The sequence below is a fragment of the Mumia sp. Pv4-285 genome (assembly GCF_041320275.1).
GTDB classification, from domain to species: domain Bacteria; phylum Actinomycetota; class Actinomycetes; order Propionibacteriales; family Nocardioidaceae; genus Mumia; species Mumia qirimensis.
The window spans coordinates 4,534,723-4,559,211 of record NZ_CP162023.1; the positions used below are offsets into that span (position 1 = coordinate 4,534,723).

Here is a 24,489-nt window from a genome sequence, read left to right on the forward strand (position 1 = left end):
CCGAACGCCTCCGGGCGTGCGCGGCCTCGCTCCTGGCCGCCCGATACGGTGGGCGGCATGGACCGCATCGACCCGCGCGACATGCGTGCCGGCGATCCCGATCGCGAGCACACCGCCGACATCCTCCGCCGTGCCGCCGGCGAGGGACGGATCGACATCGAGGAGCTCGAGGAACGCCTCGAGCGCGCCTACCGGGCCAAGACCTACCGCGAGCTCGACACCCTGGTCGCCGACCTGCCCGACGGTTCCACCCTCTCTCCCACGACCGCCGCCCGCCTTCCGGCGGCATCGCGCTCCGAGGCGCTCCAGCTGAAGGCGACGATGAGCGATGTCGAGCGCTCCGGTGCCTGGGCCGTGCCGGCACGGATCCACGTCTCTCCTGCGATGGGCAACGTCAAGCTCGACTTCCGCAACGCCGACTGCCCCCACCGGATGGTGGAGGTCGAGGTGAAGGGTGGCACGGGCAACGTCGTCCTGATCCTCCCCAAGGGATGGGCGGTCGACACCGACCAGCTCCGTACGGGGTGGGGAGCGGTGAAGAACAAGCGCGAGGGTGCGCCGTCCGCCGACGGAGTCCTCGTCGTCGTCTCCGGCGGGATCGGGATGGGGACCCTCGTCGCGAGGGACCCCCACTTCTACGAGAAGTAGCCCTCCACGAGCCGCAGCCTCTCCAGCACGACCAGCGTCTCGTCGTCGACCCTGAACGAAGGATCGCCGAGGAACGCGCGCATCTCCGCGCCCTCCCAGAAGCCGGCGTGACTGACCCGCCACTGCGCGACGGTCTCGTCGCCCTCTCCCTCGTCGACGGCGTGCTGCAGATCGACGTCGGCAAGCCGGGCGACGCGGAGGCCGACGGTCTCCACCACGCAGGCCGTGTCTCCCGCGGAGTCGACGACCCGCCACCGCTCACCGACGGCCGGCATCCCCTCGCTGTCCTCGCCACCGACGAAGAGCTCCGCCACGAGCGACGTCGTGGTCGTCTTGCTGCCGTCGAGCACGAGACCCACCAGACGGTCTCGCAGCGGCCCGGCGAACGCGAACTCCAGCGGCGGCAGCTCGGCCACCGGCAGACCGGGACGGACCGGCGTCCCGGCCACCACCGCCGTCCCGATCTCGGGGTCTCGGCGGACCACCCGGGCACGCAGCCCGTGCTCCGCGAGCGCCAGCGCCGTCCACGGGACCTGTGCGTCGCTCGTCTCGACGAGGACCCGACCGCCGGGTGCGAGCCACGGCGTCACCTGGGCTGCGACGCGCCGGTGGACGTCCACGCCGTCGGCACCGCCGTCGAGCGCCACGTGCGGCTCGTGGTCGCGGGCCTCCGGCGGCATCAGCGCGATGCCGGCCGTCGGGACGTACGGCGCGTTGACCGCGACCACGTCGATCGCGCCGCGCAGACGCTCGGGGACCGCCGCGAAGAGGTCGCCGGCATACGCCGTGCCGCGCGTGAGGTTCAGGCGGGCGCACCCGACCGCCACCGGGTCGACGTCGGTCGCGACGACGTCCACGTCGGGGCGCTCGTGCTCGACGAGCGCGCCGACAGCCGCCGTGCCGCAGCACAGGTCCAGCACGACGCCGTCGCGCGGAGCGGCGTCGATCGTGGAGCGGGCAAGGAGCTCCGTGCGGCGGCGCGGGACGAAGACACCAGGCACGACGCGGATCCGGAGACCGCCGAACTCCGCCCACCCGACGACCTGCTCGAGCGGCTCGCCGGCGAGGCGGCGTACGGTCATCGCCTCGAGGTCGTCCGCGGACCCGGCGGACTCCCGGAGGACCTGCGCCTCGTCCTCGGCGAAGACAGAGCCGGCCGCACGCAGACGTGACACGAGAAGCTCGTCGCTGGAACTCACCGGACGATCCTCGCAGCCGCGTCAGACCTCGACCCGCGCGGCACCGGCGAGGACGTCGCGCACCGCCTCCTCGCGCGGCGGGCGGTCGAGCAGTGTGGCCGTGACGAAGTCGGCCGCCAAGCCTTCGAACCTGCCGCGCCGGCGCAGCATCCCGTGACTCCCGCCCTCGACCAGGACGAGGCCCGCCTGCGTCGTACGGCGCAGCTGCTCCACGACCTGGACGGTGCGACCGAGGTCGGAGATACGGTCCTGGGTGCCGTGCACGGCGAGGATCCGGCATCCCTCGGGATCGACCTTCGCCCCGTCCGCCGCGTAGACCCACGGCGCTAGGGCGACGACCGAGGCGACCTCCGGCTCGCCCGCCGAGAGCAGCGCGGCCCGCCCGCCGAGCGAGTGACCGACCAGGGCGACGGGGAGGGAGCCGTGCCGGTCGCGCACGTCGTCGAGCGCCCAGCGGACGTCGCCGAGCGGACTGAGCCGCGCGTCCCAGCCACGACGTGAGTTCAGCAGGCGGTAGACCGCGAGCCCGCCACCGCCGGCGCGTGCGAGACGGCGGGCGACCGGCACCATGCGCAGCACCGAGAGCTGCACCGGGCTGACGACCGCGTCCTCCTCGCGCGCACCGCCCCCGTGCAGGACCAGGACCACGCCCGTCGCTGCGCGCGGCACACGGACGGGGACGAGACGTGCCTCGGTGCTCACGCGCCCGACTCCGGCGGAGGACTCAGGTCGACACCCTTGCGCCTCGCGAGGTCGGCGAGCTTCTCCTGCGCGTCGATGTCCACCGACACGTAGGCGTGCAGTCCGTCGGCGTCCCGCCGGAGGAGGTACTCGTACGTGCTGTCCGCGAGGAGCTCGCCGCCCTCCCCGTCGAAGAGCCAGCGCACCCGGACGCGGACGAGGACGTCGGTCAGGTCGACCGCCTCCTCCACCTCGAAGCGCACCCCGACGAGGCCGAGCGCACGGTAGAGCGGGTACGACTGGCGCAGGCCCTCCACCATCTCCTGGCGGGAGTCGAGCGACGCGGCGAACGTGTCGGAGACGATCGTCCCCGGTGTCCCCCACAGCGCCGCGGAGCGTTCGGCGTCGAAGGCGGCGAGAGAGTCGCCGTACGCGGTGAGGAACCGCGACACGTCGTCTGGGGGCATGCTCCGACGGTAGCGCGCCGAACCACGGAGGACCGTCCGCTCAGTAGGCTCACCGGCATGGGATTCGAGGTCCGCGATGCCACGGTCGACGACGCGGCCGCATGCGTGGCGATCTACACGCCGTACGTCGAGTCGACCGCGATCACGTTCGAGACGACACCACCGAGCACGGCCGAGATGTCCGAACGCATCACCGCCGCGCAGGAGCGCCACGCCTGGCTGGTCCTCGACGACGGCGAACGGGTCGCCGGCTATGCGTACGGTGTGCCGTTCAAGACGCGGCCGGCGTACGCGTGGTCGTGCGAGGTCAGCGTCTACCTCGACCGTGAGCAGCAACGGTCCGGTGGCGGCCGCGCGCTGTACGAGGCGCTCGTCGCGCGGCTCGAGGAACGCGGTGTCCGCACGCTCGTCGCCGTGATCGCCCTCCCGAACGCGGCGAGCCTCGGGCTCCACTCGGCGCTCGGGTTCGAACCCGCGGGGACGTTGCGCCGCATCGGCTGGAAGCACGGGGCATGGCACGACGTCGCGTGGATGCAACGCCGCATCGGCGATGAGTCTCTGTCTCCGGTGGCGTCTCCACCGGCAGGAGCCGACGAGAGGACCTGACCGATGAGGGTGACCGCAGAGCTGGAGGCGACCGGGGGCACGACCACCGGGTTCCGCATCCCCGAGGGCGTCGTGGAAGAGCTGGGTGGTGGCCGCCGCCCCAAGGTGGCCGTCACCGTCAACGGCGCCACCATCCGTACGACGATCGCGAAGATGGGCGACGACTTCTGGCTGGGGCTGAGTGCAGCGCGCCGCGAGGAGACGGGCACGTCCGCCGGTGACGTCCTCGACCTCGAGATCGAGCTCGACACCGCTCCGCGCGAGGTCGAGGTGCCGGCCGACCTCGCAACGGCGCTCGCGGCCGATCCGGAGGCGACGGCGACCTGGGAGAAGCTCTCGTTCAGCAACAAACGGTGGCACGTCGAGCAGGCGACGGGTGCCAAGAAGCCGGAGACCCGCGCGGCACGGGTCGCGAAGTCGGTCCAGATGCTCCACGAGGGCCGGGCTCGCTGAGAGCGGCTACGCGGCGAGCGCCGTCCGGACCGCCAGCGCGATGACGACCGACCCGCCGACCAGCGCCGTGACCCGCCGGCCTCGGGCACCCGTCAGCAGGCGCCCGAGCGACGCGCCGGCTCCGGCGACGAACAGCTGCCAGCTCGTGGAGGCGGCGAGCGCGCCGGCGACGAACGCCACGCGTTCCGGTGCGGTGTCGATCCAGGCGAACGACGCACCCGCGACGAGCGCTGTGAAGTACACCACGGTCGCCGGGTTGATGATGGTCAGCCCGAGGACCGTGAGGTAGGCGCGAGGTGGCGACATCGGGGTCGCCTCCGCCCCGGCCGCACGGGCAGGCTCGCTCCTGAATGCGGGGCGCATCAACATCACTCCGACGACCACGAGGACGGCCACCGAGAGCCACGTCAGCGGTGTCTGGACGCTGGCGACCGCCGGAGCCAGGATCGCACCGAGGACGAGGGCGAGCGCCGCGTACATGCCGTCGACGGTCGCCACGCCGAGCCCGCCGGCACCCGCCACGCGCCATCCGAACCGCGCGCCGAGCATCACGAGGTAGGTCGTGATCGCCCCGACGGGGATCGCGATCGCGTAGCCGGCCGCGGCACCGGCGAGAAGGGCTTCGAGCACCCCGGAATGATCGCCCGGCAACGTCGCGACGGACAAACGAGTTCTCAAGGGTGCTAGCACCACCTGTCTCGTGGACCTGGATCCATCGGCCCGGTGACCACTTGGGCAGTAGCGTCGAGACACGGGGGCGGAATGCGCTCGCCGACGATCCGGATCGAGGCCCGCCCATGACCGTCCACACCGCATCCCCGTCCCCTCAACCGCCCGCTGCTCATCCGAGCACGGCACGGTTCTCCGACCTGCTCCACCAGGTTCGCGCCAAGGGTCTCCTGGAACGACGAAGCGGGCGGTACGCCGTACGCATCGCTGCCACCATCGCCGCGTTCGCAGGACTGTGGGTCGCCTTCTTCCTGCTCGGCGACTCGTGGTGGCAGCTGCTGGTCGCTGCCGCCATGGGCGTCGTCATCACGCAGTTCGGGTTTCTCGGGCACGACGCCGCACACCGGCAGATCTTCCGGTCGGCGGAGGCGAACGCCTGGGCGGCCCGGCTGCTCGCGGGAGTGTTCGCCGGCCTGAGCTACGGCTGGTGGCGCGCCAAGCACAACAAGCACCACCAGGCTCCCAACCAGGAGGGTGTCGACCCGGACATCGGACCCGGGGCGCTCGCCTTCACTCCCGAGATCGTCGCGCAACGGCGGAGCGGGTTCGCCGGCTGGTTCGTCGCGCGCCAGGGTTGGCTGTTCTTTCCGCTGCTCACGCTCGAGGGCCTCAACCTCCACTACGCGAGCATCCGTACGTCGATGGACCGCACCGTGAAGCGACCGTGGCAGCGGCTCGAGCTCGTCCTGGTCTCGACGCGGCTGGTCGCGTACGTCGTGGTCCTGCTCGTCGTGCTCCCGTTCGGACTCGCGGCGGCGTTCTTCGCCGTGCAGATGGCCGTGTTCGGGCTGACGCTCGGGATGTCGTTCGCGCCGAACCACAAGGGGATGCCGATCGTCCCTCCGGAGATGCGGCTCGACTTCCTGCGGCGTCAGGTGCTCGTCTCGCGCAACATCCGTGGGAGCTGGCTCGTCGACGAGATGATGGGCGGCCTCAACTACCAGGTCGAGCACCACCTGTTCCCGAGCATGCCCCGCGGCAACCTCCGCAAGGCCCGGCCGATCGTCCGCGACTTCTGCCTCCGTCACGACGTGCCGTACGCCGAGGTCGGGCTGATCGCGTCCTACCGCATCGTGGTCGACTACCTGAACAACGTCGGCCTCCGGGCACGCGACCCGTTCGACTGCCCGTTGGCTGCCCAGCTGCGGACCGCGGTCTGATCAGGTAAGTCGCTCCTGGAGGTGCACGGTGACCTCCTCGCCCGCAGCGTCCTTGCCGATCGCCCGGCACAGGTCCTTGCGGACGGGGAGCCAGTGCGGTCCCTGGCCTGACGGCATGAGCGTGGCCGCGAACGCGTGACCGTCCATCGTGCCGGTGACCTTCACCGCCTTACGCGTGCCGAGCAGGTCGGCCGACCCGGGCATCGTCAGGTACGTCGCGAAGGCACCGTCCTTCTCGATCGGTGCGGTGAAGGTGTGGTCGAGCGGGCCTGGCACGTGCGGGTTCATCTCGGCTCCTGGATCTCGGGGTCGTGCACGGTCAGACCGTCGCCGTGCTCGAGAGTCATCGATCACGGCTCGCGGCGGGTGACGCAGAAGAGCCGTCCGTAAGGGTCGGAGAGTGTGATCCACCAGTCGGACCTCCACCGTTCCGCGGCGTCGAGGGCCCGGAGCCGTACGACCTCGGCATCGGCGCCCTCCCAGCCTGCCGCGAGGTCGAGGTGAGCGGTCACGTCGGCGTGCGGAGGGACCGTGTCGAGGCGCTGGAGGAGGATGCCGAGCGGCAGGGAGGACGGGCGCACGAGTCGCACGAACTCCTCCCGACCCGAGGCGTCCAGCGGCCATCCGGTGACCTCGGCCCAGAAGGCGCACTCGTCGTCGTACAGGTCGGCCGGGATGTCGAGGCACACCTGGTCGAGAACGCTGCGGTGACCGCCTGGCCACGTGGGTGCGGGAGGCACCTCACGCTCGCCCTCGTCCGGCACCACGCAGAACGGCATCCCGCCCGGGGAGGCGAGGACGACGTGCGTGCCCGGCTCGGCCACCACGGTCGCACCCGCCGCGACCGCCGCGTCGCGACCTGCCGCGAGGTCGTCGACGTGGAGGTCCAGATGGACCCGCGGGAGACCGTCCGGGACGACCTGGAAGCGCAGGTACGCGTCGCCGCTCGCCGGGAGCAGCGTACGGAACTCGTCGTGCTCGCCACGCGTCGGCGACGCCTGCGTCCCCGTGATCGCCTGCCACAGCTGCAGGGAGCCCGTGGCGGTGGCGGCGGGCTGGTCGAGGAACGCGGTGATCCAGCGGAAGGAGACGACCATCCCGACATTGTGCACGCCCCGCGTGCGGACCGTGGTGCGCCGACGCCGCCGACGAGTAGTCTCGTGCGATGGTCACGTGGGCAGGGCTCCAGGACGAGGCGCCTCGGATCGCCGAGGTCTTCGCCCGGCGGCACGCCGCGACCGGCAACCTGTGCATGCTGGCGACGCTGCGCTCCGACGGGTTCCCGCGGATCAGTCCGATGGAGCCGACCCTCTTCGAGGACCACCTCGTCCTCGTCGGCATGCCGGGCACGACGAAGTTCCGCGACCTCGCCCGCGACCCGCGGTTCTGCCTGCACACCGCGACGACCGACCCGTACGTCGGCGAGGGCGACGCGAAGCTGTGGGGCGAGGCCCGCAACCTCCAGGCGCCCGACCTGCATGCGCGGTTCGCCGCAGACCTGTTCGAGAGGTCGGGGATGGACCTGCGCGGTCAGGTGTTCGACCCGTTCTACGTGGCCGACCTCACCGGCGCCTCCTCGATCGCGCTCGTCGACGACCAGCTCGAGATCACCATCTGGAAGCCGGGCGAGGGCGAGCGGGTCGAGCACAAGGCCTGACGCGCGCGATCAGCCGAACGACCGCCCCGCGTCAGTCCGCCACGGAGGAGGACGCGGCCCGCCGCGGCTCGACGTTGCGGGCGGTCGCGAGCATCGTGGCGCACAGCGTCTCGACGCCGGCCGCCACCGCGTACACGTCGGCAGCGCACACGGTCAGCAGCCGCGAGGCGCTCACCACCCGACCGCGCGCGACGAGAGCCTCGCCGACCGCCGGGGCGACGAGCTTCAGGCTCGTGTCGACGGTCGCGTTGATCCAGCCGAGCGGAAGGGTCGTGCCGGCGGCCGAGACCGCAGCGAAGTCGGCGACCGCGTACACCGCCGTCGCCTGAAGCTGGCCCGGACGGAACGTGAGCTCGTCGCGGACCGGCAGCTCGACCTCCGCGCTGCCGTCACCCAGCCGACGGAAGCGGAGTCCCAGCGTCCTCGCCATCGGCATCGCGAGCACGGCCTGCTCGACGATCTCGGCGGGCGTGGTCTCGGGAGTGGTGGTCGTGCTCGTCGTACTCATGGCAGCTCCTTCGTGGATCGTGCTCGGGCAGCGTCGCGTCTCTCCTCGAACCACCCGACGTGGTCGACCAGGCGGTCGCGCAGGTCCTGACGCTCGGCGATCTCCGCCTCGACGACGGCGATCCGCTGGCGCAGGCCGGCGACCATCTCGTCGATCGACAGGGACCCGTCGCGATAGCGGGGCAGCAGCGCGGCGAGCTCGTCGAGCGAGAACCCGAGGTCACGTCCCATCGCGACGAAGGTGACCTCGCGGACCGCGGCGGCGTCGTACTCGCGGTAGCCGCGGTCGCTGCGTCGGGCGCTCACGAGGCCCAGGTCGTCGTAGCGACGCAGCCGGTGCGTCGACACCCCGGTGACCCGCGCGAGCTCGGAGATGCGCATGCCGTGGACGTTAGCAACGTTCGCACTGTGCGAAGCAAGGCCGAGAAAACCGCCTGGGCGACTAGCGTCGTCGCGCCTCCACCAGCGTGCGCGTGGAGTGCGCGACGAAAGGGCCGTCGGTGGCGATCTGCTCGTGCAGTCGCCGGAGCGCCGCGTCGTACGTGTCGACCGTGAAGCCCGGCACGATCCAGATCACCTTGCGGAGGAAGTAGACGATCGCGCCGACGTCGCCGAACTCCATCCTGAGCCGCTCGGTGCGAAGGTCCACGACCTCCAGGCCTGCCGCCTCCGCCGCCGCAGCCTCGTCGTCAGGACGGCGGGCTCGCCCGTGCTCCGGACCGAGCGGTCCCAGGAACTCCTCGGCGAGCTCGAACACCGACTCCGGACCGACGTGCTGCGCCAGGTAGGTCCCGCCCGGGGCCAGGACACGGGCCAGCTCGTCCCACCAGACCGTCGCGGGATGCCGGCTGGTCACCAGGTCGAACGCGCCGTCGGCGAACGGTAGCGGCGGCTCGTCGTCGTCCGCGACGACGACGACACCTCGGGGATGCAGCAGGCGCGTCGCCTTCGCGAGGTTCGGCGGCCAGGACTCCGTGGCGACGCCGACCGGCGGGAAGCGCCCTGCGCCGGCGAGCACCTCACCGCCGCCGGTCTGGACGTCGAGCGCGGCGGTGGCCCTCGCCCAACGGTCGCTCATCAGTCGCTGGTAGCCCCACGACGGGCGCTGCTCGGTCGCGCGCCCGTCGAGCCACGAGAACTCCCATCCGGAGACGTCGGCGGCGTCGGCCTCGGCGACGAGCTCCTCGTACGACCTCACGCCAGCTCCTTCACGAGGCCACGTGTCACGTCCCGCTCGTACGCGGCACCCATCGCGCCCCACGCCGCGGCCGACTCCTCCAGCAGGGTCGGATCGCGGTCGCGGCGGCCACGGGCGCGCAGCAGCGCCGGAGCGACCCACCGGTGGTGCGGCGCGTAGGCCGCGGCACGCTCGAGCAGCGCGTCGGCCGCGCCGTCGCCGAGGACGACGGCCAGCTCGGCCGCCATCACCGCCGCGTACCCGTCGAAGCGCCCTGGCACGAACTCCTTCGACACCTCGGTGAATGCGCGCTCCAGGTCGTCGGCCTCGGCGAGGCAGACGCGGGCTCGCACGAAAGCGGCCCACGGCTCCAGGTTGGGTGAGTCGTTCAAGCGCTTCGGGGCGGCCACCTCGCGGGCCCGCTCCCACCACCGGTCGTACGCCTCCCAGTCCCGCCGCAGGCCGGCGGCGAGCGCGGCACCGAGCAGCGGCCCGGCCAGGGTGAGGTTGGTGAAGCGCCGAGTCGCGACCACGTTCGCCCAGACCTCGTGCGCGGCGTCCTCGGCACCGACGAAGTCGCCGGCGAGAGCGAGCGGGGCGACGGCGCTGCCCTTGGCCCAGCAGGGGTGGGGTTCGAGCGTCGGGTTCGCCGTGCCACGTCGGGTGGCGTCGAGCGCCACCTGGAGACCACCCGTCGCGACGGCGTACGACGCCACGGAGCGCAGTGCGTCGGCGACCTCGATCGCACCGCGGGGGGCGCGCTCGGCCGACGCGTCCGTGACCAGCTGAAGGCGCTCGGACGAGAGCAGCAGCGAGGTGTCGGGACGACCCGACAGCGCCGCCGCCGTGGACGACGCGTCGAGCGCAGCGCTGAGGATCAGCACGTCGCCCTCGGCCCGAGCGACGGCGACCGCCTCGGCCGCGGCCCCGGGCGCAACGTGCTGGTGGTCGGCACCCGAGGTCCAGGCGCGCGCGGTGGCCAGCGACGCGCGAGCCGTGCTCCCGTCTCCTGCGAGCGCCTCGGCGTCTGCCAGCAGCGACTCGAGCGTCGCGGTGTCCGGGTCCGCCACGAATCCGGCCCCGCGGAACCTCTCGGCGACGGTGACCGCCGACGCCAGAGCCACAGCAGCCGCGACGGGGTCGTCCGTGCGGGCTGCTCCAGCCGCGGTCAGGAGGAGGTTGTAGGCCTCGCGCGCGTCGGAGACGAGGTGCACGCAGGCCGCGGCGTCGGTCAGGTCGGCGGCGACGTCGCGTCCGCGTTCTGCGAGGCCCGCTGCGGCCTGGAAGTGCCGAGCCGCCTCGGCCACGAACCCGCGGGCATAGGCGAGCGTCGCGACGTCCCGCACGAACGACCGCGCCTCCCCGCCGACACGCGCGGGGCTGGCGACGCAGGACCGCAGGTCGTCCAGCACGCCGTCGACCTCGGTCGACCATCCGGCAGCCGACCTGGCGGCGTACGGGCGGCGCCCGACGAGATCGTGAGCCCGCTCCGTCGCCCAGGCGGCGTACCTGGCCTGCGTGTCCCCAAGCTCGGGTGACTCCTCCAGGTGCTCGCGGGCCAGCTCGCGCACCCCGACGAGGAGCGCCCAGCGGTCCCTGCCGTCCGACCCGAGCGACCGGCGTACGAGGCTCTTGTCGGCGAGCCGGCCGAGCAGGTCGGCGACGCCGCCGCGTCCCTCGGCCGGAAGGAGCGCTGCGGCTGCGTCCAGGTCGAACCCGCCCGCGAACACGGCGACGGTGTGCAACGCCTCGCGCTCGTCGTCGTCGAGCGCCGCGTGGCTCCACTCGACCACCGCGCGCAACGAACGGTGCCGACGGTCCGCGGGTCGGCCCAGGGTGAGCAGGCGGAGGACGTCGTCCAACCCTGCTTCGACTCCCGCGAGCCCCATCGACGCGACACGTGCGGCCGCGAGCTCGATCGCCAGGGGTGACCCGTCCAGGCGTCGGCACAGCTCGACCGCCGCGTCGACAGGCACGTCCACCGACGCATCCGCCATCGCGGCTCGCTCGACGAAGAGCGCGGCGGCGTCCGCGTCGGAGAGCGGGCCGAGATGGAAGACGGCTTCACCGGGGGCGCCGAGACGCTCACGGCTGGTGACCAGGACGTGCAGGTCCGGCAGAGCGTCAGCGAGGTGGACGACGAGGCGGGCCACCTCGTCGGTCACGTGCTCCGCGTTGTCGAGCACCAGCAGCGACCGACCTCTCAGCGCGCCCGCGAGGGCGTCGACGAGGCTCACCTGCGGGCGTTGCGCCACCCCCAGGGCGGCGGCGACCGTGGCGTCGACGGTCGCTGGGACGGCGGGCACCAGGTCGACGAACGCGCCGCCCGACGCGAACCACGGACCCGACCGCTGCGCGACGGCCACGGCGACGCGGGTCTTTCCCGTGCCGCCCGGGCCGAGCACGGTCGTGATCCGGGACTCGGCGACGAGCCTGGCGACGGCCTCCACCTCGGCCGTACGCCCCACGAGCGACGTGCGCGGCCGCGGGAGGCCGACGAGCTCTCCGGAGGCCGAGCGCGAGGCTCCGTCGGGGAGGGCGCCGGCGGCGAGGGTCGCCAGCTCGCGCCGGTCGCGGGCTCCGAGCTTGCGCAGCAGCGACGACACGTGGCTCTCCACCGTGCGCACCGACAGGTGCAGGCGGTGCGCGATCTCGGCGTTGGTCAGGTGCTCGGTGACCGCTGCCAGGACGTCCCGCTCGCGGGGAGAGACGGCGTCGACAGGCAGGTCCGGCACCTCATCAGTATGCCGCGCCACGGACGGGCCCCCTACTGAGTTCCGTGGCGGATCCGTGCTCGGCACGGATCCGGCGAGGGGTCCCGCCGACCGACGATCGAGAGGTCAACGTGACCCACCTCCGAAGGAGCACCCATGCTGATCGTCGCCAAGGAATCCGATCTCCGACTGCCGGGAAGCCGTACGACGCGCTTCGAGGGCGAGGCGTACGGATCCGGCGTCTCGTTCTTCCACGTCGCCAACGCGCCCGGCACGGGCCCCGATGCGCACGTCCATCCGTACTCCGAGACGTGGGTCGTCCTCGCCGGGACCGCCCACATCCGTACGGCGGACGGCGAGACATACGGCGAGCCGGGCGACGTCGTCGTCGTGGGGGCCGACACCCCTCACGCGTTCCGCGCGGTGGGGACGGAGACGCTCCGGATGCTGTGCATCCACGCGTCGCCGCGGATCCTGCAGGAGTTCCTCGACGACGCACGGGCGAACGAGCTCGCGGTCGTCTTCGAGGCGGAGCCGGCCCGGTGAGCGTCGCGACGCTGGTCGAGCGCGCCCCTGCGCCGGACGCTCTCGAGCTGGAGGAGTACCGGCACGAGCTGGCGGGCTACTGCCGTCGACGGCTCGGCTCGGCGGCCGAGGCCGACGATGCCGTCCAGGAGACGATGATCCGGGCCTGGCGGGCACGCGCCACGTACGAAGGTCGCGCGTCGGTGCGGTCCTGGCTCTACCGCATCGCGACCAACGTCTGCCACGACTCCCTCACGTCCTCGGGGCGACGTCCGCGGCCGATGGATCTCGGCGCGACCGACGGTGCGGTGCTCACGCTCGTCGGTGCCGCCGAGGTGCCCGACCCGGCAACGGCGGCCAGCGAGCACGAGGACGTACGCGCTGCCTTCGCCGCCGCCGTACGCCTCCTCCCACCACGCCAGCGGGCCGTCCTCGTGCTGCGCGACGTGCTGCGCTGGCGGGCCTCCGAGGTGGCGGCGCTCCTCGGCAGCTCGGTGGTCTCGGTGACCAGCGCGTTGCAGCGGGCGCGCACGACGTTGCGGGACGGCACACCGTCGGGCGTCGGAGCGGAGCACGACCACGCACCGCTCGGCGCCGACGACGTCCGGCTGCTCGAGGACTACGTCGCCGCGTTCGTGGCGTACGACGTCGAGGCGCTCGTGGCGCTGCTGCGCGCGGACGCGGTCACGCCCGTGCGTAGGTGAGCACCGCGCACCCGTTGTCGAAGGTCGCCACCTCCTCGAGCGCGAACGCGGTCGGTCGGAAGTCCGTCGAGAAGGCCGGGACGCCGGACCCGACCACGACCGGGTACTTCTTGACGACCAGCCGGTCGATCTCGTCGAGCAGCTGGCCGGCGAGCGTGCCACCGCCGGCGAGGTAGATGCCGAGCGGCGACTCCTCGGCCTTGAGCTCGCGCACCCGCGTGACGGGGTCGACGGTCGTCACCTCGACCTTGGGATCCGGAGACTCGGCGAGCGACCGGCTGAAGACGACCGTCCGCAGGTGCGCGTACGGATCGGTGATGCCGATCTTGAGGGCCGGATCGTACGTGCGGCGACCCATCAGGACCGTGTCGTACGTACGCAGGGGCGCATCTGCCACCCCGAGCGACGCGCGGGCATGGGACGGGAGCGCGTCGACGCACTCGGTGGACATGAACCGCATGAGGTCTTCGGACAAAGGGAAGAAGTCGTCCTCGTCGCCCGGTCCGGCGATGAAGCCGTCGAGGGTCAGGCCGACGTAGTAGGTCAGTTCTCGCATGCCGTCGACTCAACCACAACAGATGAAGTACGTCAAACGTAGTTGTTTTCTCGGCGTGAACGCGGCAGGATGCTCGCATGGTCAGCAACCCCCGCCGCCGTACGACTCTGCTCGACGCCGGCATCGAGGTCCTCGCCCGGCTCGGCGCCCGTGGGCTCACCTTCCGCGCGGTCGACGAGCACGCGGGAGTGCCGACCGGGACGACGTCCAACTACTTCGCGAGCAGGGACGCCCTCCTGCGCGAGCTCGGCGACCACGTCTTCGTCCGACTCGCCCCCGATCCCGCCGTCGTGGCGGAGCGGCTCTCGGCCCCGTCGTCACGCGACCTCGAGGTCCTCCTGATGCAGGAAATCCTCGAGCGGGCACGGGCCGACCGCCCGGGCTACCTGGCGATGTTCGAGCTGCGCCTCGAGGCGTCACGACGCCCCGAGCTGCGCGACGCGTTCACCGCCCGCTACCGGGCGAACCTCGACGAGATCACCGCCGCCCACGTGGAGGGCGGGTTCCCCGGCGGGGCTACGACGGCGCTCTTGCTCTACCTGGCGATGAACGGCCTCCTGCTCGAGCACCTGACACTGCCCGGCGTCCTGCCCGGGGGCGACGAAGGCCTGCCCGAGCTCGTCCGGCAGCTCGTCGAGACCATCGTCCCGGGCTGACCGCGCTCAGGACGCGTCGACCACAGGTCCCAGGCGCGCGCCGAGCGCCGCCTCGTCGGCGAAGAACCACGCCTGCGTCCCCGCGTTCGACTCCCGGACGAGGTCGCGCAGCGCGTCGCTCGCCTCGACGTACGCGGTGATGTCGCCGACGACGGCGAGCCGGATGCGGTAGTTCACCAGCTTCTGCAGGAACTCTCCGGCCACTCCCGAGCGGAGTCGGAAGAACTCGGGATCGAGGCGTGCCGCCGGGACGACGACCATCTGCGCCTCGTGCGCCCACACGTCTCCGATCACGTCGCCCGCGTCGGTGATGGCAGGGCCCTCGGGGTCGAGGCGAAGGACACGCTGGCCACGGTGCTCGTCGATACGCATGCGCCGACCGTACGCTGTGCCACCGCGTGGTCGCACTGCGATTCCGCCCGGCGGCGTACGCTGCAGCATGCTCCGCATCCAGGACATCACCTACCTCGTCACCGACCACGACGAGGCGATCGCGTTCTTCGTCGACGTCATGGGCTTCGAGATCCAGCAGGACGACACGTTCGACGGCGGGTGGCGCCGCGTGGTGGTCCGCCCCGGCGGAGGCGGCGCGGGTCTCGTCCTCAAGCTCACGACACCAGACGACCCAGCCCTCGGTCGGCAGGCCGGAGGAGACGTCGCGTTCTTCCTCGAGACCGACGACTTCGCCACGCAGCACGCGCGCATGAAGGCGCACGGAGTCCGCTTCCGCGAGGAGCCGCGCTACGAGACGTACGGGACCGTCGTCGTGTTCGAGGACCTGTACGGGATGCCGTGGGACCTCATCCAGCCGCCCCGCCGTGACAGGGACTGATCTGGTGGAGGGCGCGCGCTAGGTTCGGCCTCATGGTCGCCTCGGTCGCCGCCCTGTCCGACATCCACGGAGTGCTGCCCGTGCTCGACGCGGTGCTGGCCGAGCCGGACGTCCGCGACGCCGATCTGGTCGTCGTGACCGGAGACCACGCAGCGGGGCCGATGCCGGTCGAGGTCCTCGACCGACTGGTGTCGCTCGGACAGCGGTGCATCCTCGTCCGCGGCAACGCCGACCGTGAGCTGGTCGCCGTCGCGCGTGGCGGCACCTCCGAGCACCCGGAATCGCGGTGGGCGGGACAGCAGCTGCGCCTGGACCAGGTCGCGCTCCTCGACGGTCTCCCGCACCCGGTGGTCCAGGTCGTCGACGGGTTCGGCCCGGTCGTCTTCTGCCACGGCACGCCGCGCGACGACGAGGAGGTCGTGCTCGTCGACACCCGGCTCGAGCGCTGGGCAGACGTGTTCGCCGATCTCGACGACGCGGTGCGCACGGTGGTCTGCGGGCACACCCACATGCCGTTCGTGCGGCTCGTGGACCGGCGGCTCGTCGTCAACTCAGGGAGCATCGGCATGCCGTACGGGCGCGCCGGCGGCTCGTGGGCGCTGCTCCGTGACGGTCAGGTCAGCCTTCGACACACCCTGGTCGACGTCGACGCGGTCGTCGCGGAGGTCGTCGAGCAGTCCGCGTACGACGAGCGTGAGGCTTGGGCCGACGAGTACGTACGGTCCCTCAACAGCGACGCTGACGCGTTGCGGGCCTTCGGTCCGCGCGACGGCCGCTGACCCGCCGGCCAGTCCGCCGCAGGCTCAGGCGAACGCCGAGCGGTAGTACTCGGCCTGGTCGGCGAGGTACTGGTCGAACACGATGTCGTCGAGGTCGTCACCGCGCTCGGCCGCGACCATGCGGTCGAGGTAGTAGTCCCAGCCCGGACCGACGTCGGCCGCCATCTCGGCGTCGGACATCGCTTGCGCGAACGTCAACGTCGTGAAGCCGTCCTCGTCGTCGAGGTCCAGCTCCAGCACCCATTCGTCGTCCGCGACGCCGGACGGGGACGGCGCGCGCGTCACGAGTCGCCGGGGTCGGTCGCACGTGTCGATCTGGTACGCCTGACCGGGTACGTCGTCGCCCTCGGCGGTCATGAAGAACGTGACCTCGCCGCTCTCCGGGTCGCCTTCCCATGTCCCGATCCACCGCGAGAGCCGGTCGGCGTCGGTGATGGCCGCCCACACGTCCTCGATCGGTGCGGCGAACCGCCGCGTGTAGACGAGGTAGTCGGTGCCGTCGCGCTCCTCGCGCCGGCCCGTCGGAGCGATCGCCATAAGGTCCTCCTCGTGGTCGCGTCCCTCAGCACACTAGGCCACAGAGGACGCTTCCACCGTCAGCCGCGGTGCCGCCCGGGGGCAGCGCCGGCCGCCGTCGTACGCCGGCGCCGGAAGAGCAGCACGGCCGCCAGGGCGAGGGCGGTCGCCGCACCGAGCGCGGTCGCGGCCACGCCGGTCGTCACCGGGGCGGCGACCCCGGCCGCCGAGCTCGACGACGGCGGGTCCGCGTCGTCGACCGCGGCCCCGGCCGCATCGTCCGACGCACTGTCGGTGGGTGTCGCGGCGGCGGTCGTGGGCGTGGCAGGTGCAGACGCCGTCGTCGCGGCGGAGGCGGTCGGCACGGTCGTCGGTACGGCGGTGGTGCGGGGCGGCGTCGTTCGCGTCGGCGCAGGCTTCTGCGGGGCCTTCGTCTTCTCGGGTGCCGGCGGCGACGTCTTCGGTGCCGAGGGCGTGACCGGAGCCGGGCGGCTCCCCGACCCGGGATACTTCGCGAAGACCTGGACGCCCCAGGTCGTGCCGTCCTTGCGGATGAACGCGACACCGATGTCGGTGTAGTCGCCGAGGATGTTGGCGCGGTGGCCCGACGAGTTCATCCAGCCCGTGTGCATGGCGGCGCCGTTCCGGTAGCCCTGGGCGACGTTCTCTCCGATCCGCTGCCACCCGCCTGGCACCTGCTCGGCCAGGTCGGGGTTGTGCGACAGCCGACCGTCGTCCGCGATCTCGTGCGCCCAGGCCAGCGCGGCGGCATCGAGCGACGGGTTGCGTACGAGGGGTGCCAGTCCCTCGGCGGCCCGCGCGGCGTTCGCGCGTGCCGTGATCGTCTCCGTGTCGGACTCGGCGGCGACGGGTGGCGCGAGCACCAGCACCAGCGACGTGATCGCGGCAAGGACTGCGGCGGCGACGGACGCACGGCCGCGCCCTCTCGTCGTCAAGGCGCCAGGCGTCACGCGGGGAGCCTAGCGAGACCTGCGGCGACGTGGGGACATCGGGCCGTACATCTCATCTGCCGAGGGGGACCCGCGCGGGCTAGGGTCGCGGCATGGCCGCTGACCTTCCCGTCGGAACGCTCGTCGACTCCCCCGACGGCGCCCCCGCGCACCTCGATGCGCGGCGGTTCAACCGTCACACGTTCTGGTGCGGGCAGAGCGGCTCCGGCAAGACGTACGCGTTGGGCGTGGTGCTCGAGCAGCTCCTCCTCGGCACCCAGCTGCCGATCCTGGTGCTGGATCCGAACGGCGACTTCGTCCGGCTGGGCGATACCCGCGACGACGCGCACCCCGAGCCCGCCGCGCGGCTCGCGGAGCTGGACGTGCGAGTCCTCCGCCCGGGCGTGACCGGGCCCGACAGGCTGTGCGTGCGCTACCTCGACCTCGACGTGCGTTCGAAGGCCGCCGTCCTGCGCCTCGACCCGTTGCACGACGCGGAGGAGTACAACCTCCTCCTGCACCTGGAGGAGGAGGTCGAGGCGGGAGAGATCGCGGCCACCGAGTTCGTCGACCTGCTCCGCGACTCCGACGACCCCGGCCGTCGACGCCTCCTCCACCGCCTCGAGAACCTCGGCGTCCTCCGGTGGGAGGTCTTCGCGTGGGGCGGGCCCTCGTCGGAGCACGTCGTGGCCGAGCGACCGCGTGCGACGGTGATGGACCTCGGAGGGTTCCGCGAGGCCGACGAGCTCAAGGTCGCCGCCCTGGCCACCCTCGACCACCTCTGGGCCACCCGGGAGGAGCGGAGGCCCGTGCTGATCGTCATCGACGAGGCCCACAACCTCTGCTCGGCGGACCCGATCACGGCCCTCGACCAGGTGCTGACCGAACGCATCGTGCAGATCGCTGCGGAGGGCCGGAAGTTCGGGCTCTGGCTGCTGCTCTCGACGCAACGGCCCTCGAAGATCCACCCCAACGCACTCTCCCAGTGCGACAACCTCGGCCTGATGCGGATGAGCTCGCCGCGCGACCTCGCGGAGCTCGGCCAGTACTTCGGCTACGCACCGCCCGACCTGCTGGCACGCACGGGCACCTTCGCGCAGGGGCAGGCGCTGTTCGCCGGCGGTTTTGCTCCGACGCCCGGGATCGTCCAGGTCGCCGCACGCCTCACCCACGAGGGCGGGTCGGACGTGGGCGTGCCGCTGTGACCGAGGCGCCGGTCAGCGTCCGTTGCGACTGAAGTGCTGGTAGTCCTTGAGGTTCTGCCAGGTCCCGCCCCAACCCCATCCGATGGCGGCGAACGCCCTGGTCGCAGGGCCGTCGTCGGTGATCATGCCGGGTCGGACGTCGTCGCGGTCGAGGTAGGCGGACGCGAGCTCGGGCAGGACGACGTCGCCCTTCACGTACGGGTTCTGGAACGGGTTGAGATCCACGGCGAGGCCGTACGCGTGCTGCGAGAACGTCGTCGTCCCACGCGTCGGACGACAGTTGAACGCACCCGTGTTGTTTCCGTCGCCGGTCGGCGGGGCCGTCTGCTCGGCCGCACGGGTGATGCGCATCTCCTCGATCGGGAACCGCGCGGCGTACAGCTCCCGGAAGACGCGTACGACGTCACGCGCCACGGCGCGGTTGACCAGCAGCTCGCCGGTGTGGCGTGCGTCGTCGAAGCCCCAGAACGTGAGCCGTATCCAGGCGAGGTCGTCGCGGCCGACCGGGCAGCCGGGGCGCCACGTCGATCGGGCGAGGACCTCGGCAGGCGCCGGGTCCGCGACGCGGCTCGCGAAGCCGTCGCCGGGGAGCGCCGGCAGCTGGTCGGGAAGAGTGAACCGGCGGTTGCGAAGAGCGCGCGGCGTCGGACGGATCTCGCCGAAGCCGTCCTCCGTACGAGGCAGCACCCGCGTGCCCAGCCACGCCGGCGGAACCGTGCCACGGGCGGGCGCGGCGGTCGGCGTCGCGCTCGCTGTCGGGGCTGCCGGGGTGGTCGGAGCAGTCGTCGCCGCCGACGACGAGGTGGCGGCGGACGTGGGACGTGCCGTCGAGTCGGCGTCCGGCTCCTCGCCGGCGCAGCCTGCGAGCAGGACGACCAGCCCGAGTCCGAGGGCCGGGAGCGAGGTCCGTACGCGGTGCCGCACCCTTCGAGTCTAGGAGCGTGCCACCGCCGGACCACGACCGTCCCGAATTCTTTCGCGACGTCCTGTCGATTCTCCCCGTCGCCGATTGTCCGACAGGTGACGGACCGCTTCAGAGGAGGACTCGATGGACAACTTGATGCTGGCATGGATCGTGCTCGACGCCAGGGCCGAGCGCACCGCGCGTGACGAACGCGCCGTGGAGGAGAAGGATGCGTGGTGGACCGGACGATCCGAGGAGATGCTGTGAAGTTCTTGATGCTGGTGCGCGACGATCCCGACCTCACGTTCCCCGAGGAAGGCTCCGGGGAGGTACGGGCGTGGACGGACACGATGGACGCGAACGGCTCGCGCCTGATCGGTGACCGGCTCGCCCCGCCTCCTGAGTCGGTCGTCGTCCGCGTCCGTGAGGGCGCGGTCGTGCGCAGCGACGGCCCGTACGCGGAGACGCGCGAGCACGTCGGCGGGTTCGACGTCCTGGAGGCCCCCGACCTCGAGGCCGCCGTCGCGATCGCCGCGGCGCATCCCATCGCCGCGTACGGATCGCTCGAGATCCGCCCGTTCTGGCCGTTGTTCGACGGGAGCTGACGACGCTGCCGCCACCCGCCGGGCGGGCTGCCGTCGACGACGCGGTCCGCGCTGCCTTCCGCGCTCACTGGGGAGAGGTCGTCGCGTCGCTCGTGCGGCTGACGTCCGACCTCTCCCTCGCCGAGGACTGCGCGCAGGAGGCGTACGCGCGCGCCGCCGCCCGGTGGGCACGCGACGGCGTTCCCGAGAACCCTCGTGCGTGGTTGGTGACGGTCGCGCGCAACGACGCGCGCAACCGCGTCAAGCGCGCCGTCAACGAGCGGTCGAAGCTCGCGCTGATCTCGGCCGGAGAGCGGGGTGAGGGCAGTGGGACGGAGCAGCGGATGATCGACGATGATCTCCTTCGCCTGACCCTGACGTGCTGCCACCCCGCGCTGCCTGCCGAGAGCCAGGTCGCGCTCACCCTCCGCACGGTGGTGGGGATGACCACCGACGAGATCGCGCGGGCGTTCCTGATCCCGCGCGCGACCGCGGCGCAGCGTCTCGTCCGCGGCAAGAGCCGACTCCGTCAGGTCGGGCCGGCCGCGTTCGCCGTCCCTGTCGACGACCTGCTCGCCGAGCGGGTCGATGCCGTGCTGGCGGTGATCTACCTGCTCTTCAACGAGGGGTACGCCGCGACGAGCGGCCCCGTCCTGGTGCGGGGCGACCTCTGCGACGAGGCGCTCTACCTCGGACGGACCGCGGCGCGCCTGCTCCCGGACGAGTCGGAGGCGGTCGGCCTGGTGGCGCTGATGGAGCTCACCCACGCACGGCGCACGGCACGGGTCGACGACGGCGGCGAGCTGCTCACGCTCGAGGAGCAGGACCGGTCCGTGTGGGACCACGGCCTCGCCGGCCGGGCCGTGGCCCGCCTCGACGCCGTCGCACCGGACGCGGCTTACGGGCCGTACCGGATCCAGGCCGAGATCGCCGCCTGCCACGCGAGCGCGACGACCCCCGAGGCGACGGACTGGCGTCGGATCCTCGGCTGGTACGACGCTCTCACTCGCGCTCAGCCGACCGCGGTGGTGGCGCTGAACCGGGCCGTCGCGCTCGCCATGGCGGACGGCGTCGAAGCCGGTCTGGCGGAGGTCGACGCGCTCGACCGTGCCGGGGACCTGGCCCGCCAGCACCTGCTCCCGGCCACCCGCGCGGACCTGCTCGTCCGGCTCGGCAGACCGGCCGACGCTGTGGCGGCTTACGACGCCGCGCTCGCCCTGGTCGACAACGACGTGGAGCGTCGCTTCCTCGAGCGGCGCCGGAAAGCTGCCGAGAACGCTCCGCACTGACGAACGTCGCCTGCGGGTCTCCGCCGGCGGCAGTTGCACAAGAGATCTTGCACAAGATGTGTTGTGCAAGTAGCGTGGGCATCATGAGCGACGACCGCGAGCACCTCTCCGACGACGCCGGCTACCGCCGTACGATCACCGATGCCAAGGCCTTGTCCGCCCTCGCCAACCCTTTCCGCGCCCGGATGCTCGACGCGCTCACCGTGGACGGGCCGTCGACGGCGTCCGCGCTCGCCCAACGCACCGGGCAGGCCGTCGGCAGCGCGAGCCACCACCTCAAGGTTCTTCACGAAGCCGGTCTCGTCGAAGAGGCACCGGAGCTCGCCAGGGATCGTCGCGAGCGCTGGTGGCGCAAGGTGTCGTCCTCGATCCGCTGGTCGCGTGCCGAGTTCGCGACCGACTCCGCGGCCGTCGACGCGGCAAAGGCAGCAGAGTCCATGGAGCTGAACCGACAGTACGACGCCGCTCGCGACTGGCTCGGCAACTCCGAGACCGCCGGTGACTGGGACGACGCCGCCTTCGCCGCCCAGACCTGGCTTCACGTGTCCCCCGCCGAGATGCGCGAGCTGAGTGAGGAGATCGTCGAGCTCCTCACCCGATGGCACCGACGGGAGGTCCCTGACGACGGGGTGGATCGCGAGACCGTGCTCGTCTTCGCCCGAGGGTTCCCGCACCAGCCCTGACCGCCGGAACCACCGCCGACCGCACACCTCCTCGGGAGGTGATGCCGTCCTGCCCTGGAGGAGGAGGATCCATGACCCGCACGAATGCGGAGCCCACCGGCTCCGGCTTCGGCCACCTCTGGCTCGGCGAGGGCGCCAGCCTCCTCGGCAACGCGACCAGCGCGTTCCTGATCCCGGTCCTCGCGGTCGTCCATCTCGACGCGGGACCGCTCTGGATGGGCCTCCTCACGGCAGCGGCCTGGCTACCCTGGGTCGTCGTCGGCCTCCCCGCCGGCGCGCTCGTCGATCGCCATGCACCGAAGACAGTGATCGTCACCGCCAACCTCCTCGCGGGCGCGGCGCTGCTCACCGTGCCAGTCGCCGGATGGACCGGACGGCTCACGCTCGGACAGCTGCTCGTGGTCGCGCTGACGACAGGGACCGCCGCCGTGTTCTCGCGCACCGCCGGCATCAAGATCGTGCCTGCGGTGGTCGGCCCGGGCGGTCTCGAGCAGGCGAATGCGCGGCTGCTCGGCACGGAGTCGCTGACCCACGTCGCCGGTCCCGGGATCGGTGCGTTGCTGATCACCACGGTCTCGGCGGCCACCGGGCTGCTGCTGGACGTCGTCGGCTTCGTGGTCTCCGCGATCTGCATGCGCCGGGTGCACCCGCGCCGGCGGGCCGACGTCGGGATCACCCCGGAGAGGCTGCGTACGCAGGTCGCGGAGGGCATTCGTATCGTGCGGCACGACCGCTACCTCGGGCCCTTCGTCCTGATCGGTGGCGTCTCCAACTTCGGACTGACAGGTACGTCGGCGCTGATCGTCGTCTACCTCGTCGACACGCTCGGCATCGATCCCTCGTACGCCGGCCTCGTGATGATGCTCGGGAGCATGGGAGGAGTCGCCGGTGCGCTCGTCGCGACGCCTCTCGCTCGGCGGTGGGGAACCGGTCGGGCCTCGACCGGGCTGCTGGTCGCGAGTGCTCCGTGCGCGCTGCTGGTCGCTCTCGCCGAGACGAGCCGTCAGGTCGGGATCACCGTGGCCGGGCTCGTCCTGCTCGGTGCGACGGTGGTCGCGGGCAACGTGGTTCGAGGGTCGTGGCGACAGCGCTACGTCCCGGAACGCCTCATGGGCAGGGTCGTCACGACCAGCCAGGTCGTCAACTACGGCGCGATGCCGTTGGCGGGCGTCACCGCCGGCCTGCTCGCGCACGGCCTCGGGACCCGCCCCACGATGCTCGTCATGGCGGGCGTGCACCTGCTCGCCTCCCTCGCTGTGCTGCTCACACCGATCGGCCGCCTCGCGGAGCTGCCTGCGTGGGAGGACCCCCTCCCTTCGTCGCAGCGTCGTAGCCCATCGGACGATGCCGCGACACCGTCCGTCCCCGTACGGTCGACTTCGTGACCGACGCACCCTCGACCACGACGCTCGGCTTCACGCGCGCCGACAAGATCGGGACCAGCATCATCTTCGGTGGCGCCGGGCTCCTCGTCTTCCTCCTCGCGCCGCTGCTGGCAGCGTGGCTCTCCGACGTGCCGGTCGTACCGTTCAAGGGGCCGCTCGAGTGGGTCGGCTCGTTCGACCAGCCGTGGGCATGGGTGGCGCGTCCGCTCGTGGGCCTGCTGGTCGGTCTCGCCGTCGCGCTCGTCGTCATCGTCGACGCGTACCGGCTCGACGTGGGCGACGCCGCGATCGTGGTGCACCACGGTGACGACCGCAGGCGGATCGAGCGTACGCAGGTGGTCGCGGTCTACCGGGACGGCAAGAAGGTGGTCATCGACGGGCGCGAGGGCCGGCGCCTCTTCGACCACGACGTCGAGGCGAGCAAGGACTCCGTCGCCGCGGCGTTCCGACGCCACGGCTATCCGTGGGAGGGCGTCTAGGCCTTGTTGTCCGTACGGCGCCGGTCGCGCCACGCGCCGGTCGCCCACAGCGCCCAGAGCACGAGCAGCGGCTGGAACAGGAGCCGGATCGCACGAGCCCGGTCGTCGTTGAGGCCGAACGCGTCGGTGTGCGTGACGTACTGCGAGATGTTGCCGGGGAAGATCGCGACGAAGAAGGCAGCCGTCAGCCAACCGACCGCGACGCGCCTGCCCGGGAGACCGATCAAGGCACCGCCGAGGCCGACCTCCACGAAGCCCGACGCGACGACGACCGTGTCACCGTCGAGCGGCACCCAGTCCGGCACCTGCGCGAGGAACTCCTGCCGGGCCCACGTGAGGTGGCTGATACCGGCCGTCATCAGGAACGCGCCGAGAGCGAGGCGGCCGATCGTGCGCGGGGCCGACAGGGATGTCGGCTCGGTGGTCTTGCGTGACATGGGACCT

The 24,489-nt window shown here is 72.1% G+C and carries 33 protein-coding genes; 17 read left to right on the top strand and 16 right to left on the bottom strand.

Annotation, left to right across the window (positions count from 1 at the left end; genetic code table 11):
* The first annotated feature begins 57 nt into the window (after positions 1-57).
* Positions 58-648, top strand: coding sequence for a DUF1707 SHOCT-like domain-containing protein (locus tag AB3M34_RS21565; RefSeq protein ID WP_370616915.1), 591 nt, complete (start codon positions 58-60; stop codon positions 646-648).
* On the opposite strand, the gene AB3M34_RS21570 is transcribed toward AB3M34_RS21565, so the two are convergent.
* Genes AB3M34_RS21570 through AB3M34_RS21580 form a run of 3 tightly spaced genes read right to left on the bottom strand, consistent with a single transcriptional unit; the run spans position 636 to position 2,995 of the window.
* Positions 636-1,847, bottom strand: coding sequence for a putative protein N(5)-glutamine methyltransferase (locus AB3M34_RS21570; protein ID WP_370616916.1), 1,212 nt, complete (start codon positions 1,845-1,847; stop codon positions 636-638). The two genes, AB3M34_RS21565 and AB3M34_RS21570, sit on opposite strands and share 13 nt — an antisense overlap.
* 21 nt (positions 1,848-1,868) lie before the next feature.
* Positions 1,869-2,549: an alpha/beta hydrolase gene (locus AB3M34_RS21575; protein ID WP_370616917.1), complete on the bottom strand. Its 681-nt coding sequence runs from the start codon at positions 2,547-2,549 to the stop codon at positions 1,869-1,871.
* Positions 2,546-2,995 (bottom strand): hypothetical protein, encoded by a 450-nt coding sequence (locus AB3M34_RS21580; protein WP_370616918.1) that lies wholly within the window; start codon positions 2,993-2,995, stop codon positions 2,546-2,548. Before AB3M34_RS21580 ends, AB3M34_RS21575 begins: the two co-directional genes overlap by 4 nt.
* A gap of 57 nt (positions 2,996-3,052) precedes the next feature.
* Between AB3M34_RS21580 and AB3M34_RS21585 the strand changes: the two genes are divergently transcribed.
* Entirely contained in the window at positions 3,053-3,601 is a 549-nt protein-coding gene (locus AB3M34_RS21585; protein ID WP_370616919.1) for a GNAT family N-acetyltransferase, read from the top strand.
* Positions 3,602-3,604: 3 nt separating this feature from the next.
* Positions 3,605-4,054 carry a YdeI/OmpD-associated family protein gene (locus AB3M34_RS21590; RefSeq protein WP_370616920.1) on the top strand — a complete coding sequence of 150 codons (450 nt, stop codon included), beginning with the start codon at positions 3,605-3,607 and terminating at the stop codon, positions 4,052-4,054.
* Positions 4,055-4,060: 6 nt separating this feature from the next.
* Here the strand turns inward: AB3M34_RS21590 and AB3M34_RS21595 are convergent, their stop codons facing one another.
* Positions 4,061-4,684, bottom strand: coding sequence for a LysE family transporter (locus AB3M34_RS21595; RefSeq protein WP_370616921.1), 624 nt, complete (start codon positions 4,682-4,684; stop codon positions 4,061-4,063).
* A 167-nt stretch (positions 4,685-4,851) separates the two neighbouring features.
* Here AB3M34_RS21595 and AB3M34_RS21600 point away from each other — a divergent pair, with 167 nt between their 5' ends.
* Entirely contained in the window at positions 4,852-5,943 is a 1,092-nt protein-coding gene (locus AB3M34_RS21600; RefSeq protein WP_370616922.1) for a fatty acid desaturase family protein, read from the top strand.
* On the opposite strand, the gene AB3M34_RS21605 is transcribed toward AB3M34_RS21600, so the two are convergent.
* Both AB3M34_RS21605 and AB3M34_RS21610 read right to left on the bottom strand, forming a co-directional pair.
* Positions 5,944-6,231: a DUF1905 domain-containing protein gene (locus AB3M34_RS21605; protein ID WP_370616923.1), complete on the bottom strand. Its 288-nt coding sequence runs from the start codon at positions 6,229-6,231 to the stop codon at positions 5,944-5,946.
* Between the two features lie 62 nt (positions 6,232-6,293).
* The gene (locus tag AB3M34_RS21610; protein WP_370616924.1) at positions 6,294-7,040 is read right to left on the bottom strand and encodes a VOC family protein; all 747 of its coding nucleotides are present in this window, start codon (positions 7,038-7,040) and stop codon (positions 6,294-6,296) included.
* Between the two features lie 68 nt (positions 7,041-7,108).
* On the opposite strand from AB3M34_RS21610, the gene AB3M34_RS21615 reads away from it, so the two are divergent.
* Complete coding sequence (locus AB3M34_RS21615; protein ID WP_370616925.1) at positions 7,109-7,600, top strand: pyridoxamine 5'-phosphate oxidase family protein; 492 nt, start codon at positions 7,109-7,111, stop codon at positions 7,598-7,600.
* Positions 7,601-7,631: 31 nt separating this feature from the next.
* On the opposite strand, the gene AB3M34_RS21620 is transcribed toward AB3M34_RS21615, so the two are convergent.
* The 4 genes from AB3M34_RS21620 to AB3M34_RS21635 form a co-directional block, all read right to left on the bottom strand.
* Positions 7,632-8,108, bottom strand: coding sequence for a PaaI family thioesterase (locus AB3M34_RS21620; RefSeq protein ID WP_370616926.1), 477 nt, complete (start codon positions 8,106-8,108; stop codon positions 7,632-7,634).
* On the bottom strand, positions 8,105-8,488 hold the full coding sequence (locus AB3M34_RS21625; RefSeq protein ID WP_370616927.1) for a MerR family transcriptional regulator: 384 nt from the start codon (positions 8,486-8,488) through the stop codon (positions 8,105-8,107). Before AB3M34_RS21625 ends, AB3M34_RS21620 begins: the two co-directional genes overlap by 4 nt.
* A 61-nt stretch (positions 8,489-8,549) precedes the next feature.
* Complete coding sequence (locus tag AB3M34_RS21630) at positions 8,550-9,305, bottom strand: class I SAM-dependent methyltransferase (protein ID WP_370616928.1); 756 nt, start codon at positions 9,303-9,305, stop codon at positions 8,550-8,552.
* Positions 9,302-12,019 carry an ATP-binding protein gene (locus AB3M34_RS21635; RefSeq protein ID WP_370616929.1) on the bottom strand — a complete coding sequence of 906 codons (2,718 nt, stop codon included), beginning with the start codon at positions 12,017-12,019 and terminating at the stop codon, positions 9,302-9,304. Before AB3M34_RS21635 ends, AB3M34_RS21630 begins: the two co-directional genes overlap by 4 nt.
* A 135-nt stretch (positions 12,020-12,154) precedes the next feature.
* On the opposite strand from AB3M34_RS21635, the gene AB3M34_RS21640 reads away from it, so the two are divergent.
* Both AB3M34_RS21640 and AB3M34_RS21645 read left to right on the top strand, forming a co-directional pair.
* Positions 12,155-12,544, top strand: a complete 390-nt coding sequence (locus AB3M34_RS21640) for a cupin domain-containing protein (protein WP_370616930.1) — start codon at positions 12,155-12,157, stop codon at positions 12,542-12,544.
* Positions 12,541-13,227 (top strand): sigma-70 family RNA polymerase sigma factor, encoded by a 687-nt coding sequence (locus tag AB3M34_RS21645; RefSeq protein ID WP_370616931.1) that lies wholly within the window; start codon positions 12,541-12,543, stop codon positions 13,225-13,227. The genes AB3M34_RS21640 and AB3M34_RS21645 overlap by 4 nt, the downstream gene beginning before the upstream one ends.
* Here the strand turns inward: AB3M34_RS21645 and AB3M34_RS21650 are convergent.
* Positions 13,208-13,783 carry a dihydrofolate reductase family protein gene (locus AB3M34_RS21650; RefSeq protein WP_370616932.1) on the bottom strand — a complete coding sequence of 192 codons (576 nt, stop codon included), beginning with the start codon at positions 13,781-13,783 and terminating at the stop codon, positions 13,208-13,210. The genes AB3M34_RS21645 and AB3M34_RS21650 overlap by 20 nt on opposite strands.
* Positions 13,784-13,860: 77 nt before the next feature.
* Here AB3M34_RS21650 and AB3M34_RS21655 point away from each other — a divergent pair, with 77 nt between their 5' ends.
* The gene (locus tag AB3M34_RS21655) at positions 13,861-14,439 is read left to right on the top strand and encodes a TetR/AcrR family transcriptional regulator (RefSeq protein WP_370616933.1); all 579 of its coding nucleotides are present in this window, start codon (positions 13,861-13,863) and stop codon (positions 14,437-14,439) included.
* 6 nt (positions 14,440-14,445) lie between these two features.
* Here the strand turns inward: AB3M34_RS21655 and AB3M34_RS21660 are convergent, their stop codons facing one another.
* A complete protein-coding gene (locus AB3M34_RS21660; protein ID WP_370616934.1) occupies positions 14,446-14,811 on the bottom strand; it encodes a DUF4180 domain-containing protein in 366 nt (121 codons plus the stop codon).
* Between the two features lie 67 nt (positions 14,812-14,878).
* Between AB3M34_RS21660 and AB3M34_RS21665 the strand changes: the two genes are divergently transcribed.
* Complete coding sequence (locus tag AB3M34_RS21665) at positions 14,879-15,271, top strand: VOC family protein (RefSeq protein ID WP_370616935.1); 393 nt, start codon at positions 14,879-14,881, stop codon at positions 15,269-15,271.
* Positions 15,272-15,303: 32 nt separating this feature from the next.
* The gene (locus tag AB3M34_RS21670) at positions 15,304-16,050 is read left to right on the top strand and encodes a metallophosphoesterase family protein (protein ID WP_370616936.1); all 747 of its coding nucleotides are present in this window, start codon (positions 15,304-15,306) and stop codon (positions 16,048-16,050) included.
* Positions 16,051-16,074: 24 nt separating this feature from the next.
* On the opposite strand, the gene AB3M34_RS21675 is transcribed toward AB3M34_RS21670, so the two are convergent.
* A complete protein-coding gene (locus tag AB3M34_RS21675) occupies positions 16,075-16,587 on the bottom strand; it encodes an SRPBCC domain-containing protein (protein WP_370616937.1) in 513 nt (170 codons plus the stop codon).
* 59 nt (positions 16,588-16,646) lie between these two features.
* Positions 16,647-17,537 (bottom strand): CAP domain-containing protein, encoded by an 891-nt coding sequence (locus AB3M34_RS21680; RefSeq protein WP_370616938.1) that lies wholly within the window; start codon positions 17,535-17,537, stop codon positions 16,647-16,649.
* A 92-nt stretch (positions 17,538-17,629) separates the two neighbouring features.
* On the opposite strand from AB3M34_RS21680, the gene AB3M34_RS21685 reads away from it, so the two are divergent.
* Positions 17,630-18,721 carry an ATP-binding protein gene (locus AB3M34_RS21685; RefSeq protein WP_370616939.1) on the top strand — a complete coding sequence of 364 codons (1,092 nt, stop codon included), beginning with the start codon at positions 17,630-17,632 and terminating at the stop codon, positions 18,719-18,721.
* Positions 18,722-18,733: 12 nt separating this feature from the next.
* Here the strand turns inward: AB3M34_RS21685 and AB3M34_RS21690 are convergent, their stop codons facing one another.
* On the bottom strand, positions 18,734-19,645 hold the full coding sequence (locus tag AB3M34_RS21690; protein WP_370616940.1) for a M15 family metallopeptidase: 912 nt from the start codon (positions 19,643-19,645) through the stop codon (positions 18,734-18,736).
* 124 nt (positions 19,646-19,769) lie between these two features.
* On the opposite strand from AB3M34_RS21690, the gene AB3M34_RS21695 reads away from it, so the two are divergent.
* From AB3M34_RS21695 to AB3M34_RS21720, 6 genes are all read left to right on the top strand, one after another.
* Positions 19,770-19,892 carry a hypothetical protein gene (locus tag AB3M34_RS21695; RefSeq protein ID WP_370616941.1) on the top strand — a complete coding sequence of 41 codons (123 nt, stop codon included), beginning with the start codon at positions 19,770-19,772 and terminating at the stop codon, positions 19,890-19,892.
* Positions 19,889-20,230, top strand: a complete 342-nt coding sequence (locus AB3M34_RS21700; RefSeq protein ID WP_370616942.1) for a YciI family protein — start codon at positions 19,889-19,891, stop codon at positions 20,228-20,230. The genes AB3M34_RS21695 and AB3M34_RS21700 overlap by 4 nt, the downstream gene beginning before the upstream one ends.
* 5 nt (positions 20,231-20,235) lie before the next feature.
* On the top strand, positions 20,236-21,498 hold the full coding sequence (locus AB3M34_RS21705) for an RNA polymerase sigma factor (RefSeq protein ID WP_370620093.1): 1,263 nt from the start codon (positions 20,236-20,238) through the stop codon (positions 21,496-21,498).
* Positions 21,499-21,581: 83 nt separating this feature from the next.
* Positions 21,582-22,181, top strand: a complete 600-nt coding sequence (locus tag AB3M34_RS21710) for an ArsR/SmtB family transcription factor (protein ID WP_370616943.1) — start codon at positions 21,582-21,584, stop codon at positions 22,179-22,181.
* Positions 22,182-22,252: 71 nt separating this feature from the next.
* Entirely contained in the window at positions 22,253-23,566 is a 1,314-nt protein-coding gene (locus AB3M34_RS21715) for an MFS transporter (protein ID WP_370616944.1), read from the top strand.
* Positions 23,563-24,045, top strand: coding sequence for a YqeB family protein (locus AB3M34_RS21720; RefSeq protein WP_370616945.1), 483 nt, complete (start codon positions 23,563-23,565; stop codon positions 24,043-24,045). Before AB3M34_RS21715 ends, AB3M34_RS21720 begins: the two co-directional genes overlap by 4 nt.
* Here the strand turns inward: AB3M34_RS21720 and AB3M34_RS21725 are convergent.
* On the bottom strand, positions 24,042-24,482 hold the full coding sequence (locus AB3M34_RS21725; protein WP_370616946.1) for a DoxX family protein: 441 nt from the start codon (positions 24,480-24,482) through the stop codon (positions 24,042-24,044). The genes AB3M34_RS21720 and AB3M34_RS21725 overlap by 4 nt on opposite strands.
* Positions 24,483-24,489: the final 7 nt, after the last annotated feature.